Source organism: Paraflavitalea speifideaquila (genome assembly GCF_032395985.1).
In the GTDB taxonomy this organism is placed as follows: domain Bacteria; phylum Bacteroidota; class Bacteroidia; order Chitinophagales; family Chitinophagaceae; genus Paraflavitalea; species Paraflavitalea speifideaquila.
Genome location: NZ_CP135920.1, coordinates 307,196 through 320,559, shown reverse-complemented (window position 1 = coordinate 320,559; position 13,364 = coordinate 307,196). Strand labels below are relative to the sequence as shown.

Genomic DNA, 13,364 nt, shown 5'->3' with positions numbered 1-13,364 from the left:
GTTATGAGGCCCGGTTGAAAATTGGTACGTTCTACTACTGGTATCTGTCCCAGTTCAAAGCGTCCGGAATCGGCCTGAATTGTACCGTCGCTGTTTTCGAGTATTTTTTCCAACTCTTGTAATCGATCTGCAGCTTTTTCTTCGCCTCTTCGGCAGCCGCTTCGGTAACTGCTGTAAGAATAACGGCCTCCGCGCTGGCTTCCCACCAATAGTTGTTCTTATGTGTTTCGTAATGCTTTATTAAACCCAAACTGTCAATTGCGGCTTTATCCCATATATTCCGCTGCATGATCTCAAACAGCAGGTTCCCTTCCTTAAATTCATTTAATTGGTAAGCGAAGTCTTTGTTATAAGTTTCGAGGTTTTCGCGGTAATAGTCAAGTGCAGATAACCCGATGAACTGATCCAGCAATTGGGCATTGGTTTTCCGGCCCGCAGATCCTCTACGCCCCTGATGGATTCGAGATAGGCCAGCCAGTCTTTTACCCGGAATGTTTGTTTGCCCACGATAAATAAGGGAGTAAGTGCTGTAAGGCCTGCCGGAAAGGGTGCTGGTTTATTCGCAATGATGTTGTCAGTATATAAAGACAAGCTTTTCTCATTGACGGGCAATTTCTTAAAGCCGGTAGACTGCAATACTTTTTGTACAATACTTTTTGGATACTTCCATGCGATCGCTCTGGAGTATTTGTTGCTTTATTTCATCCTGCCATTGTTTATTGGTCTTATCGCCCAGGGCGGGCAGGTGTTGTAATCGTTTTATAATATGGTAACCAAATTCGGTCAAAACAGGCCGGGATATATCACCATCTTTTTCCAATGCCATTGCGGCATTTTCAAAAGCGGGGGCGTAGCGGCCTACGCCAAAGGCCATCATTTCGCCTCCGGTTTGGTAGGTAAGGTTATCGTTGCTGAAAACAGCAGCCAATTGTTTAAAATCGCTGCCCTGCTGCAAAGCAGTATAGAGTGAGTCGGCTCTTTTTGAAATAATTTGTTTCTGCGTCTCGGTAGCGTCGGGGGTAAAAGAAAGCAGTATCTGGGCGGCTCTCATTTTGCCAAATGCTTTGCGTTCGCCCAGGATCTTAAAGATGTGGAAACCGTTCTTGCTGCGTGAAGGTTCTGTAAACTTGCCCACCGGGGTATTGTAGGCCAGGTTTTCCAATGGATAAGGGAGTATAAAAACGGTAATGAATCCAAGATCACCTTTGTTACTTTGAACAGCAGGATCTTCGGAATAAGCAAGTGCTGTTTTGGTAAAATCATCGCCTGCCTGCAAGTGTGCATAGGCTGCCTTGATCTTTTGTTGGGCCGTTTGTACCTGTCCGGCGGTGGCATTGGGGCCGGCCGCTATGAAAATATGGGCAATATGCCTGTCTTTTTACTCCGTTCGATGGCTTCGTCCATCAGCAGGTTAACGCTGGCCTCATCATTCATATAATTCTCCACTACCTGGTTGCGAAAGGCAGCCAGTTCTGCCTTCTGGCCGGGCAGGGTATCCAGCCTGGCATCCAATGCAGCCTGCACTTTGATCTTAAAACGTGTATAGAGATCGAGGTATTCGCGGTAGGATTGTTCGGAGGGATTGGTTTCTGTGTTGTTTTTGTTATAGGCCTTCAGGAATTCGTCTTTAGAGACGGACCTGGCACCATAAGTAAACAGGGATTGGGCATTGGCTGTGGCCAGGCAAGCAGTACATACTGATGCGGTTATAATTTTTCGCAGGAAAGGCATAAGCTGATCAGTTGGATTTTGAGTTTTTAGTTTAAGGTTTATGACTTCATCCAATTGCTGGTAATCGAGTTTTTGGCAATAATGCGTTTGTCTTTATCCAGCAAATAGAGAATGGGCGTTTGGTAAATATCGTATAGCTGGCGGTAACTTGCTTTGCCGGCAGTGGCTTCGGCCTCTTTTTGGGCAGGCAGCTGGTACACATGCAACCAGTTTTTGAGGCCCCGATCATGGATAAACTGTAACCAGAGATCCTTGCCACCGTCCACCATCACTCCATATACGGTGACGCCGAGTTTTTCCATTTGGCGTTGTATATCGAGTCTACTTTGGGTACTACTTCTTTACAATGGCTACAGGTAGGATCCCAGAAACAAATGACCACCATATCGCTTTGTACATTATATAGGGAAGGGGTTTATCCAGTGTATCGACCATTTCCATATTGGCTGCGGGCTGGCCAATGAGGTTGGCCATGAGGCTGTAGGCTCTTTTGACCATGTGTTCTTTGTACTGATCGGTAAAGAAATCGGCCTGCCCGGTATTGATGTACTTTTCAAAGAGGTGAACAAATACAGCATCCTGCCCCATGTATTGGGGATTGATGTATTTCTGTACAAAATGTACCAGCAGGAATTTGAACATTTCCTTATTGGTCCTTGCGTAAAGCAGCATATGGTCTACTTCGCGGTTAATGGAATCGGGATTGGGGGATACCAGGTCCTTATAGTATTTTTCGAGCTTGGGTTCAAAAAAGGGTGTTCTGATCAACCGTTCATCGGTGAGGGAAACGCCATCCCAGTAATGGGATTTATAATAATAGAAAGCATAGGCTGAATCGTATTTCCCTTTGGGGTGTTTGGCAGCCGGAGGTACTACAGGTTCTTTCATGGCCAACAGGAGGGCCGAAAGGATTGAGTTGGGTTGTTTATTGGTAATGCTATCCCGGTGTTGCTGCATTTTATCGGAAAAGGTTTTAACCCTGGCGGTTATGGCAGCAGAGTCTTTACTATTCCGAGCGGCAGCATACTCCCCATTGATCTTGCTGATGGCCATGCCAGTGGTATTGGCAAATTTTGTATAGCCCTGAAAGGCTGTATTGTCGGGCGAACCAGTAAATACAACGCTATTGGGCAAGCCGGCGCTATCGGCTTTTATGGAAAAAGTTTGTTGTTTATCGATCAGTAGCTCAAAGAGGATCTCTTTACGGGGAGATACGACGAAATAGATACCGGCGGGCAGGGCGGCTTTCCCTTTGAAGACGCCCTGGCTGTTTTCGTCCAATAAAGTTGAATCGGCCAGGGCTTTCATTTTACCATAATGGTACCCCAGGTAAACATAGGTGTTCTTGTAGGGCTTAAGGGTTATGTTGATATTATAGCCAGTCTGTGCTTTTGCCAGGGTAATAAGGGTAGACAGGCATACGAGGGATACTATTTTCTTCATGGTCGGAGGCACTAAATTTATTCAAAATAAAGGCAAAACTTGTTAATTCATGGTTATGGGGGAAGTAATTATCGCTTTCGATTGCTATACGGGCTTTCTATAGTTAAGGGTTTACTCCATTAGCCGGGGTAGCTGCAGAACAGCCTGGTCTCAGGCATAAACGGGTTTTAAAAAGGAATAGTCTATGGACAGGGGCAATAAAAAAGGTGGCACACTGCTGGGAGAGTGGTCCACCTTTCCGCGTAAATATATGAATTATTTTACTTCGTTAAGTTCTGCATTGATGGTTACTTCCACCTCTTTTCCTACCACCAGGCCGCCAGCTTCGGTAGCGCGATCCCATTTAAGGTTGTAATCAAAACGGTTGATGATGGTTTTGGCTTTAAAACCGGTTTTAGCACCACGCTGGGTATTGATGGTACCGCCATAGGTAACATCAAAGCTTACGGCTTTGGTTATGTCTTTTACGGTCATATTGCCTTCCAGTTTGTATTTGTTGCCTCCCAGGGGTTTGAAGGCGGTGCTTTCAAACTTTATTTGGGGGAATTTTTCAGCATCAAAGAAATCGGCGCTTTTCAGGTGTTTATCCCTGTTCTCATTATAGGTATTGATGGAGTTGGCATCGATGGTAAAAGTTACTTTAGCATCAGAATAATCGGCCTTGGTATGTTCCAGGGAGCCATCGAAGGTAGTAAAGGCGCCATCCAGTTCTGATACTACATTGTGGGTGATGGTGAACCTTACGTTGGAATGGGATTTGTCGAGGGTCCATTTTCCAGCCCTTGTTTCGGAGGCTATTGCTGCCAATTTACCTGGCAGGGAGGAAGCAGGGCGAAAAGCAACCAGGGCAAGGGCTGAGGCGGCAACTACGGCAGTGGCAAGGAATAATTTCTTCATAATGCAGATTGTTTTAATGTTTAAACGCCAATAAAGGTAATTATAATACTATTTTGAATGGGAATACGGCAAAAATATTCCGGGGTTTGGTGGAGGTGGGTATTTTACTCAAAAGTATTAAAATGGCAGTCATATAGAGAATATTTAAAATCAAACGCTTGCATAAAAAGCGCTCTTATTATTAAGTTGCGGCCTGATTTGAGTAACAGGCAACCAGGTACCCCTCCAATTCCCTTGAAATTCCCCGTTCAGTAGCTCTATAATCGCTAATAGTAATTGACCTGGCTTTCCTTGTATAACCATATAAAAAAATGAACGTTTCAATCAACATGCATCCATTTAACAAGCTCTCCATTGTAATTCCAGCGTATAATGAAGGGCCCACGATTCACCTTATTCTGGACAGAATAGCAGAAGTGCAGCTATTGAATAATATTCAGAAGGAAATTATTATTGTAAATGACTGTTCGAGGGATAATACGGAAGAGGCGATCCTTAAATATCAAGCCGAGCACCCCGCGCTGAATATCCAGTATTTTAAGCATGAAGTAAATCAGGGTAAGGGAGCAGCTTTACATACCGGTATTACAAAAGCAACGGGCGATTATACGATCATTCAGGATGCGGATCTGGAATATGATCCGGAAGAATACAATGACCTGATTAAGCCCATTTTAAAAGGCAATGCGGATGTGGTATTTGGCTCCCGCTTTTTAGGGGAAATGCGCATCGTATCCTGTTCTTTTGGCACTCGATCGGTAATAAGATGCTCACGATGGCATCGAACATGTTTACCAATCTGAACCTGACGGATATGGAAACTTGTTACAAATTGTTCCGCACAAATATTATTCAACAGATACCTCTCAAAGAAAAGCGCTTTGGTTTTGAGCCGGAAGTGACGGCCAAAATAGCGCGTGTAAAAGATATCAGGATCTACGAGGTGGGTATTTCATATTATGGACGTACTTATGCGGAGGGCAAGAAGATCAACTGGAAAGACGGATTCCGGGCGATCTATTGTATAGTAAAATACAATCTCTTCAGTCGATGACGGCGCCGGCCCACTTCCATCAAACGGACCCTACAGGTTTACAAACATTAGAACGATTTGCAGCGGCCACCCACTTTAACCGGTGGTTATTTGATACGGTTCGCCCGTATTGTAAAGGGCATGTATTGGAGGTAGGTAGCGGCATTGGCAATATATCTAAATTGTTCCTGGAAGGGAATTTCCAGCTTACGGTGAGTGATCTCCGGCAGGAGTATGGTGATTTGCTGCAACAGCGACTTGGCGATCATCCCCAATTGGCTGGTGTAACGCTATTAGACCTTGTGGCACCTGATTTTACGGAAGGCTATAGGCATTTACTGCAGCAATTTGACACTATCGTAGCACTGAATGTGGTGGAACATATTGAAGATGACAAAAAGGCCATTGACAATTGTGTTCAACTGTTAAAACCAGGCGGACAATTGGTAGTGCTTGTACCTGCCTTTCAATCCTTGTATAATTTGTTTGATGAAGAGTTGGGGCATTACAGACGATATACAGCGCGCACGCTTGGTCAATTGCAAGAGGGGCAGGGCTTACGGTAATACATCAGCAGTATTTCAATGCAGCAGGTATTATTGGCTGGGTCATTGACGGGGGCTTTTAAGGAAGCGGCTTATTCCCCGGAAACAATTAATGGTTTATGACAAGCTGATGCCTGTCATAAAGTTTGTGGATACAATAAGTTTTCATTCAATTGGATTATCTACTATTTGTGTTGGCCGCAAAACTCACTAAAAGTGTTTAAATTTTTTATGGTGCAACCTACTTATTCTCCGATCAAGGCTACGGTTTCAAATTTGTTCAAGCTGGCTATGTTTGCCATGGCCATGGTATACCTGGCGGGTTGCTTTACTCCATTACATATTCACTTTGATTCGATCCGCTACTATAATATCAAAGATTGCATTGAGTTTGGCTGCACACCGGGTTCCTTTGCAGCAACGGACTATCTTCCTTATGGCTATACAGGACTGCTGATAGGGCTTTCAAAGTTGGGTATCCTGAATTCTTTCTCTATTGTATTTGTTAATTGTCTCTATGTTTTTGCCGGGCTGTATTTTGTGTATAAGATCTTCGCCGGACAGGTGCATCCCTTTGTATTTGCTGTGCTGGCATTGTTCAATTGGACGGTGATCAAATTTGTAACGCATCCGCTTTCGGAGATGCAATATATCTTTTTCTCCTGCGCCAGCTTGTATTGCTTCCACCTATATATCAAGAAGAAGAGTTACCTGCAACTGGCACTGGCCTTCTTATTCTGCATTTTAACGGTGTTGACAAGAACGGTAGGTATATCCCTGTTGCCTGCGCTGGTATTGGGAATTGTGTGGCAATACCGGGCGGAATTAAAACGCATCGTACAAAAGAATAAATTATTGTTGCTGGGCATTGTTGTATTGGGCATAGCAGGTATTGTTTTCTCGGCCAGTAAACTGAAGATCACGGATTATACGAACCTGCTTAAAGGCCCGCTGGAAAAAGGGGTAGGTAATTTTATTGGTGAGAATCTTAAGAATCACTTTACGGAACTGACGGAGGTATTTTTTAATATGCCTTCCAGCAAATTAATGGGCTACCTGCCGGGCTCTATCGGTGCAGGTTTGTTTGTAGTATTGGGCATCCTGCTTTTTGGATGGCTGATGTACAATACGTTTAAAAAAGATAGTCTTATTCCTTTCCATATCAGGATGTACCTGTTGTTTTACTCGCTGATCATTATGAACTGGCCTTATTATGACCCCCGTTTCTGGGTACCGGTACTGCCTTTACTGGTAGTAGTGATCCTTCAAACTCCTTTAATAGCAAAGGCTGGCTAAAAGGCTTAAGCCGGGTGTACCTGGCAGGTTACCTGGCGTTGGGTGTTTTTGCGGCAGGTTATTCATTGTACGTGGGGTTGGATAAAGGGCGTTTTGCTCAAAAGCAGGCAAGTGGGGTATACCGGAATGAATATGAGACGAAGTTCTTTGGTAAGCCGCAATCGGATACGGCAACGCATGTGGACCCGGAGGTATTGAATATTTTGAAGAAGTACGATTAGGAGGAAAGTCCGGAAGTCGGAAAGACCGGAAGTCGGAAAGAAATAGCCTCTTAACCTTCGGACTTGCAGACTTCCCGACTTTTGACTTGATTTCGTTTCTGTATTTTTGGGTTATGAAACTTAGCCATTTATCCGAAACGCTTATTGGTTCGGAAATTGTGAAACTAGGCGGTGAGATCCGCGAGAAGATCAGTAAAGGGGAAAAGATATACAATTTTACGGTGGGGGGACTTTGATCCTTCGATTTTCCCCATTCCCCAGGCGCTTGAAGATGAAATAGTTACTGCATACCGGAAACATTTTACCAATTATCCGCTGGGAGAAGGCAATACGGACTTGCGGGAAGCGATTGCTGCATTCCTGAGAGACCGTGAAAAGCTGGATTATTCGATTGCGGAGATACTGGTAGCATCGGGTGGCCGTCCGCTGATCTATTCGTTATTCAGGGCTGTATGTGATGCAGGGGATAAGGTAATCTATGCGGTACCCTCCTGGAACAATAATCATTATACACATTTTGTAGGCGCTCAGCATGTGGTGGTAGAAGCCACTGCTGAGAACAACTTCATGCCTACGGTTGAACATATCCGTCCGCACCTTAAGGGGCTACTTTGCTGGCTTTGTGCTCACCTCAAAATCCTACAGGTACCACTTTTACGAAGGCCGACCTGGAAGCGATCTGTGATATGGTGTTGGAAGAGAATGGCAGCAGAGGAGAGGGGGAGAAAAATTATACGTGATGTATGACCAGATGTACTGGCAGCTCACTTTTGGAACGATCAGGCATTATGACCCTGTAAATCTACGGCCGGCAATGAAGGCCTATACGGTGTATATTGATGCGATCAGTAAAGTATTTGCAGCTACGGGGGTACGGGTGGGCTGGGCTTTTGGTCCCCGCATCATCATGGATAAAATGAAGGCTATCCTTAGTCATGTAGGCGCCTGGGCGCCGATGGCAGAGCAAAAGGCGGTAGCGAAATACCTGTACATGCATGAGGACATTGATGCCTACCTGCATACATTCAGGGCCGCTGTAGAAGCCCGCCTGCGTGGTATTTATGATGGTTTGCAACAATTAAAAACGAAGGCCATTCTGTAGATGCCATAACACCGCAAGCGGCAATATACCTCACTATTAAAATAGACCTGGCCGGAAAAACAACCGCGGATGGTAGTTTACTCAAAGATCAAAGTGATGTAACGGCTTACCTGCTCAATGAAGCTAAACTGGCTATTGTACCTTTTATGCTTTTGGTGCGGATCGTACTTCGCCCTGGTACCGCCTGAGTGTAGGTACCTGTAAGGTAGAGGAAATACCCGCCATGATCAACCAGTTGAGGGCAGCATTGAAGAAGCTGGCCTAACTGACTGACTGGGATTTTTTGATTATGGCTTACTTATAGCGTCCTATTGCTTTGAATTTTTTTTTGAAAAGGAACCGGATGTATCTGGTTCCTTTTCCTTTGAATATTCTTTTGTTCTTTTGCCAGAGGTGCCTGTCGGCATTTTTTCTTCTGTTCTTTTGCCTTGATGCAAAAGAACCAAAAATCAAGTCTGGCCCGATCCCTCCGGGCGGCCAGACGGGCTCACTCCTCCCCAGTTGTAGCTTTGGCTATTTACTTTAGACGACCTGTTGGTTTGAATGCCTGGTTGGTTTATCGGTTGGGCACAAGGTACCCTTCCGTACAAACCGCTGCCGCATACGCCAATTATGGCCAGATATGGAAATGCTTTTGCCTGGATTATCAAATGTTCAATACCCAATGCTCAATTTTCAATGACAGCACACAAGTCACCCGATCAAAGAACTTTGTGAAGCTGTTGCCCGCGGTGCAACCTATCTACATCCATTGTTGCTTTGGGTGGGAGGCGCCAGCTTCCCTGCCACTTTGTGCAAAAATGGGCTGTTTTTGTGTTTAGTGCTATTAGCATACTCTATCTATAGGGAAGGTATACTGAAGCTATAGAGAAGCTATACTGAAGGGATAGGGGTCTTTCTTTTCTTTTTCAGTAACACTGCAGGGCAAACGTACGACAAAGGCCAGGTCATTTCCAAATGCCCTATGACAGTTATCGAAATTTTCGTGAGAAACGATGCATAATGGTTGATTTTCTCAATCAAAATAACCAGAAACAAACGAAAATTGCGATATCGCTCATACCAGATTTGGAAATGGGTATTTGCATGTTGTATGTTTGTCTCTGATTCATTGTTTATGACTTTTTTGAATTCCTGGAATTACTCTATGGTCTCTTCGGTTTGTAACACCTCTGTACAAACGTACAACACAGGATATGTCATTTCCAAATATGTTGTTGTCGTTTCGGCTATTTTATGTCGAAAGCGCTATAAGTCGACGTAATTGACGTCGATTTATAGCCGAAACGACAGAAACCGGCAATGGGGTATTGGAAACGGGTAGGTGGATGTTGTATGTTTGTAATCGCAGATAGAATCGCAGATTTAATCGCTGATTAAGGGATTAAAGTGATTTCGCGGATTGAATCGCAGATGCAAGGATTAAATGGATTACACGGATTATGAACTTTTGCTTCGTTGGATCTCTTTTGAGGGGTTTGGCGGAGTATACATAAAGAAGCTGATCGACTGTGTGGACGGGGCCCCTAAGCACGGTTGATGTATGAGGAGTGTTGTGCAACACGAATTGAGGCGTTTGGATTTCAGTATGGGCACAAGTACGCCAGCACACATTTGCTGAGCTGCAAACTTGCGCCAGGGCTGCGAGCTGCGAGCATTGAACAGTCAACCATCAAAGGTTGAAGGTTTAATGTTAGCTATCAGCTGTTAGCAGCCAGGATTTAGCGACCAGGTTGGCTATTAGCGGTTGGGTTTTAGCAGTTGGCCTTAAGGTCTCGCCATTAGCAGTTTGTTGATGGCTACCGGCTGAGGGCTATTGCCACTGATTTTCATTTTGCTGCTGTGATCTATGAAAGGCTTTGGTGAGCCAGCCACCAGGGCTCGACGACATGAGTACGCCTGGCATAGTTGCCGGGCTACCTATTTGCGTCAGGAACGGATGCAGCGGGGAATGGAAGGCAGGTTTTGGCCGGGACAAGGGCCTTGGCTTGAACTGTTAGGAGCTAACGGTGATGTAGCCATTTTTTCAACATTTCGATGTATGGTACCCATATACAGCAATGCATGCAATCACCTGTATTGACCTGGTGTTCTTATGCAATGGCCCCGTTCGTGAGAGCGGGGCTATTTTTTTGTCCAGTCCTTCTATGTTCATGCCTCCCACATCGCTATTTGCATTTGTTCATATTATCATGTATAGTATTTAAGATTCAATATCGTTTAGTTAAGAAAATTTATGCCAGTTACAGATCAGCTTATCCAATGCAGGGCTGTTGTATAAATCCAGATTTTGCCTTACCGCCTGCTCTTTCCACTGTATTTTGAGGGTTATCCGCATCCTGTCTAGCCCTTCTATTTTCAATCCTCCGAGGATTGCTATTTGCAGTTGTTCATACTGCCATGTAAAATATTCAGGGTTGTCTGTATTGAGTTCAGGGTTGTTTGTCATGGAGACTGTTTTAGATGAAAAGGACTGGCTTTGAACCAATCCTTTAGATATTTAAAATCTATACAGGTGACAAGTTGGACACTGCACAAGTACCCTAAGCGCTGAGCCGGGCCGGATAGCGCCAGTTAGGGGAAAAAGGGAAACATTGTTGCTTCCCTTCAATAGTTGTTAACAGTAAAAGGAGTTGACAGTAATCAACTCCTTAATAAATCTTAAACTTCAACACAATGCTACTTATTCTTTCTCATTTCTAATATGTAGGGGTCCTCTAATAGATAATATATACTGTCATTTTTTTGACCAGGAACAAAGAATCATTCGATCCGTCTGGAAATATTGCCATTGCTTTGACTGCTAATATTTGTCCTTGGTATTCGGTTTGGCCACTCATAAAATAGCTGAATGATTTTTCATTGGAGACCGGAAACTTATCAATGGTAGATCTGAAGAAACTATCGGTCAAAACCCTTTTAACGGAGTCAACACACATTGGATCTATGTATATTTTCCTGCTTTTTATAACCACTTTTTAGTAATACAGCTATTGCAAAAATTTGTTTTTCGTTCGACATAGCTGTTAGAAAAATAGCGCTATTCACGATGGTATACTCACCGTCGGTAGAGAATTGATATTTATTTCGTTGGCAGGTTAAGTAAAGAACACTTGTGAATGCTATTAAAATATAGGCCTTTTTCATTTACTATTTTTGAGGAATTTCTGATTTCGGTTTCTCATTTTCTTTTTGTATGTTATCATAAACCTTTTCCCAGCTTTTTTGCTCATATTTTGAATAGTCAATCCCTGTATACTTGCCGAATAGGGGAAACAAATTACGCATTAACAAGCTTGACACATTATCTCTTACTGTAATTACCCTGTAGAATAGTGTCTTCCATAAATTTAGTATATGTTTTGACTTCGGAATTGAATTTTGTAATTATAGATAAATAAGACGCTATCAGAAATAATGATATGACAATCAATAATCTTAAATCCCCTCTTTGTATGCCAATTCCCAAACCGATTAAACTCAACACATAAAAAAACGACAAAATGATTACACCGGTCTTAAATGGACGGATTATGATACTGATAAAAGTTTTAGCCTTACTCTTGTCCTCCCAAACTTGCCCTTTCATTATGGGGAGAAGGCTTGTTTTTCCATAGGTTAATCCATACTTCCCCATTACTATTGTAAAAGAAGTGTTTGAAATATCACCCTCCATCACTCTATTATTAATTGCTTTACTTAGGCTCAACTCCCAATCTTTTTCCTTGGTGTTTTGTTTTAGTCTATCCGAAATCTCATTCTGACCAACATCAGTTTCATAAAAGATTCGTAAAAAGGGCGTTATTTTCATTAATAATAATTTTAGTGAACTTTAGAAACCTCTCAATTTTGGTGTGTCATTTTGTGAGCTACCTGTGTCAGTGGTGCTCGTTGCTTTTTTACGAGCTCCGTTCTGCTGGAGGGGGCGTTGGGTTGTGTTGGTTTTTTTAGCCTGTTTCCCGGTCGATGGTTGATCCTCTTTTTCACTTGCTGAGGTTTACTAGGAGGCTTTTGGCTTGGCAAAGGAGTGGGAGTATTTATTGGTTGTTGGTTTACTTCAGAGGATTGATTGTTATCTATGTGGATTTTCTTTAACGCCTCTTCAACGCTTACAATGTATTGTACAAAATTTTTATTTGGTCATCAGTCATGTCCACATATTTTTTTATTTTGTCATATACATTCTGAGGAATATCCTTAATATTAAATTCTAAACCGGGTATCGGTGTTGTACTAGAATAGTCTACATGTACTTCTGCACCTCCTGGGCCGAAACTTCCTACTTTATATCCCATAGTGGTTCCTAATTTGATACCCGTTACCTGATTTGTGATTGCATCCTTTTGAACGGATGTATTTAAGTCTAATCCTAGTGATATTCCAGGTATACCCACATTCGCACCGAAATTAAATCCGTCTCCCATTATTTGATCCATGGTAGCCAGCGGGTAAATCGAGGCGGATAACCCTCCTCCTGCAAAAGCTCCGAGGCCAAGCCCCGCACTCCATGAATAAAATATTTTCACATTACCATTATAATCAATTCCTGCGCCAATATTTACGCTACCGTAATGAAGATAGCAGTAACTCTATAGCCATAGGATAGTATTGCAGATTCTAATCCATCCAGGTCAACTGCCCGAATTGGAGTGTTACTTGCAAACTGATATGGCGTCAATTCCAGATAGCTTTTAGCTATCGGGGCCGCGCTCAAAAACCTCGCCACTCAAGGTGATAAGTTGTACACTGCCGGAACAATACTAGAATTTAACCTTACTTCGTAAACCCATATTCATTTCCAAACATTCTCCCATTCTCCTTACTACAATTAATAAAAATTGTTTGAGGGGATGCTATCTTTAAAGCTTATGGTCGTTGTCTCATTACACTCACCAAACTCATCTCTGAATACCAGGTTTTGCCCCGACACCTTAGGGACATCTGTTGATCCTATATCGTAACGCCCAATAGCCTTGTCGTTTTGTCAAAGAATACCAAATAAGAGTTGGCTTGAGGTGTTTCGTTTCCGCTTAAAACGGTCTTATATAGCACCTTTAAAATATCACGGTTGCTCTTTTTTAAGCTACCAATATAAG

18 protein-coding genes and 1 pseudogene are annotated in these 13,364 nt (G+C 43.1%); 8 read left to right on the top strand and 11 right to left on the bottom strand.

The genetic code is table 11. The annotated features are described in order from the left end of the window. Positions 1 to 34: 34 nt before the first annotated feature. The 8 genes from RS881_RS02260 to RS881_RS02230 all read right to left on the bottom strand — a co-directional run bounded on the left by RS881_RS02260 (position 35) and on the right by RS881_RS02230 (position 4,071). Entirely contained in the window at positions 35 to 412 is a 378-nt protein-coding gene (locus RS881_RS02260) for a hypothetical protein (protein ID WP_315819598.1), read from the bottom strand. Continuing rightward, positions 325 to 636, bottom strand: a complete 312-nt coding sequence (locus RS881_RS02255) for a hypothetical protein (protein WP_315819597.1) — start codon at positions 634 to 636, stop codon at positions 325 to 327. Before RS881_RS02255 ends, RS881_RS02260 begins: the two co-directional genes overlap by 88 nt. Continuing rightward, positions 617 to 1,351: a peptidylprolyl isomerase gene (locus RS881_RS02250; RefSeq protein WP_315824998.1), complete on the bottom strand. Its 735-nt coding sequence runs from the start codon at positions 1,349 to 1,351 to the stop codon at positions 617 to 619. Before RS881_RS02250 ends, RS881_RS02255 begins: the two co-directional genes overlap by 20 nt. Further along, positions 1,348 to 1,731, bottom strand: coding sequence for a hypothetical protein (locus RS881_RS02245; protein ID WP_315819596.1), 384 nt, complete (start codon positions 1,729 to 1,731; stop codon positions 1,348 to 1,350). The genes RS881_RS02250 and RS881_RS02245 overlap by 4 nt, the downstream gene beginning before the upstream one ends. A 38-nt stretch (positions 1,732 to 1,769) precedes the next feature. Continuing rightward, positions 1,770 to 2,033, bottom strand: coding sequence for a TlpA family protein disulfide reductase (locus RS881_RS02240; RefSeq protein ID WP_315819595.1), 264 nt, complete (start codon positions 2,031 to 2,033; stop codon positions 1,770 to 1,772). After that, on the bottom strand, positions 2,000 to 2,116 hold the full coding sequence (locus RS881_RS58925; RefSeq protein WP_350340080.1) for a YbbN family protein: 117 nt from the start codon (positions 2,114 to 2,116) through the stop codon (positions 2,000 to 2,002). Before RS881_RS58925 ends, RS881_RS02240 begins: the two co-directional genes overlap by 34 nt. Next, the gene (locus tag RS881_RS02235; RefSeq protein ID WP_315819594.1) at positions 2,065 to 3,174 is read right to left on the bottom strand and encodes a DUF5106 domain-containing protein; all 1,110 of its coding nucleotides are present in this window, start codon (positions 3,172 to 3,174) and stop codon (positions 2,065 to 2,067) included. Before RS881_RS02235 ends, RS881_RS58925 begins: the two co-directional genes overlap by 52 nt. A 255-nt stretch (positions 3,175 to 3,429) precedes the next feature. Then, complete coding sequence (locus tag RS881_RS02230) at positions 3,430 to 4,071, bottom strand: YceI family protein (protein ID WP_315819593.1); 642 nt, start codon at positions 4,069 to 4,071, stop codon at positions 3,430 to 3,432. 329 nt (positions 4,072 to 4,400) lie between these two features. On the opposite strand from RS881_RS02230, the gene RS881_RS02225 reads away from it, so the two are divergent. The 8 genes and pseudogenes from RS881_RS02225 (at position 4,401) to RS881_RS02195 (ending at position 8,268) form a co-directional block, all read left to right on the top strand. Continuing rightward, positions 4,401 to 4,874, top strand: a complete 474-nt coding sequence (locus RS881_RS02225; RefSeq protein ID WP_315819592.1) for a glycosyltransferase family 2 protein — start codon at positions 4,401 to 4,403, stop codon at positions 4,872 to 4,874. Further along, the gene (locus tag RS881_RS02220; protein WP_315819591.1) at positions 4,847 to 5,125 is read left to right on the top strand and encodes a glycosyltransferase family protein; all 279 of its coding nucleotides are present in this window, start codon (positions 4,847 to 4,849) and stop codon (positions 5,123 to 5,125) included. The genes RS881_RS02225 and RS881_RS02220 overlap by 28 nt, the downstream gene beginning before the upstream one ends. Then, positions 5,122 to 5,670, top strand: coding sequence for a class I SAM-dependent methyltransferase (locus tag RS881_RS02215; RefSeq protein ID WP_315819590.1), 549 nt, complete (start codon positions 5,122 to 5,124; stop codon positions 5,668 to 5,670). Before RS881_RS02220 ends, RS881_RS02215 begins: the two co-directional genes overlap by 4 nt. 210 nt (positions 5,671 to 5,880) lie before the next feature. Beyond that, on the top strand, positions 5,881 to 6,945 hold the full coding sequence (locus tag RS881_RS02210; protein ID WP_315819589.1) for a glycosyltransferase family protein: 1,065 nt from the start codon (positions 5,881 to 5,883) through the stop codon (positions 6,943 to 6,945). A gap of 14 nt (positions 6,946 to 6,959) precedes the next feature. Continuing rightward, complete coding sequence (locus RS881_RS02205; RefSeq protein ID WP_315819588.1) at positions 6,960 to 7,166, top strand: hypothetical protein; 207 nt, start codon at positions 6,960 to 6,962, stop codon at positions 7,164 to 7,166. Positions 7,167 to 7,337: 171 nt separating this feature from the next. Continuing rightward, positions 7,338 to 7,709 (top strand): annotated as a pseudogene (locus RS881_RS58920) (aminotransferase class I/II-fold pyridoxal phosphate-dependent enzyme); the annotation flags it as partial. A 68-nt stretch (positions 7,710 to 7,777) separates the two neighbouring features. Further along, positions 7,778 to 7,906: an aminotransferase class I/II-fold pyridoxal phosphate-dependent enzyme gene (locus RS881_RS58915; RefSeq protein WP_350340369.1), complete on the top strand. Its 129-nt coding sequence runs from the start codon at positions 7,778 to 7,780 to the stop codon at positions 7,904 to 7,906. After that, positions 7,906 to 8,268 (top strand): aminotransferase class I/II-fold pyridoxal phosphate-dependent enzyme, encoded by a 363-nt coding sequence (locus RS881_RS02195; RefSeq protein ID WP_315824997.1) that lies wholly within the window; start codon positions 7,906 to 7,908, stop codon positions 8,266 to 8,268. Before RS881_RS58915 ends, RS881_RS02195 begins: the two co-directional genes overlap by 1 nt. Before the next feature lie 2,224 nt (positions 8,269 to 10,492). Here RS881_RS02195 and RS881_RS02190 read toward each other — a convergent pair. The 3 genes from RS881_RS02190 to RS881_RS02180 form a co-directional block, all read right to left on the bottom strand. After that, positions 10,493 to 10,717: a hypothetical protein gene (locus tag RS881_RS02190; protein ID WP_315819586.1), complete on the bottom strand. Its 225-nt coding sequence runs from the start codon at positions 10,715 to 10,717 to the stop codon at positions 10,493 to 10,495. Positions 10,718 to 11,572: 855 nt separating this feature from the next. Continuing rightward, a complete protein-coding gene (locus RS881_RS02185; RefSeq protein ID WP_315819585.1) occupies positions 11,573 to 12,079 on the bottom strand; it encodes a hypothetical protein in 507 nt (168 codons plus the stop codon). Positions 12,080 to 12,377: 298 nt separating this feature from the next. Further along, entirely contained in the window at positions 12,378 to 12,794 is a 417-nt protein-coding gene (locus tag RS881_RS02180; RefSeq protein WP_315819584.1) for a hypothetical protein, read from the bottom strand. Between the last annotated feature and the right edge of the window lie 570 nt (positions 12,795 to 13,364).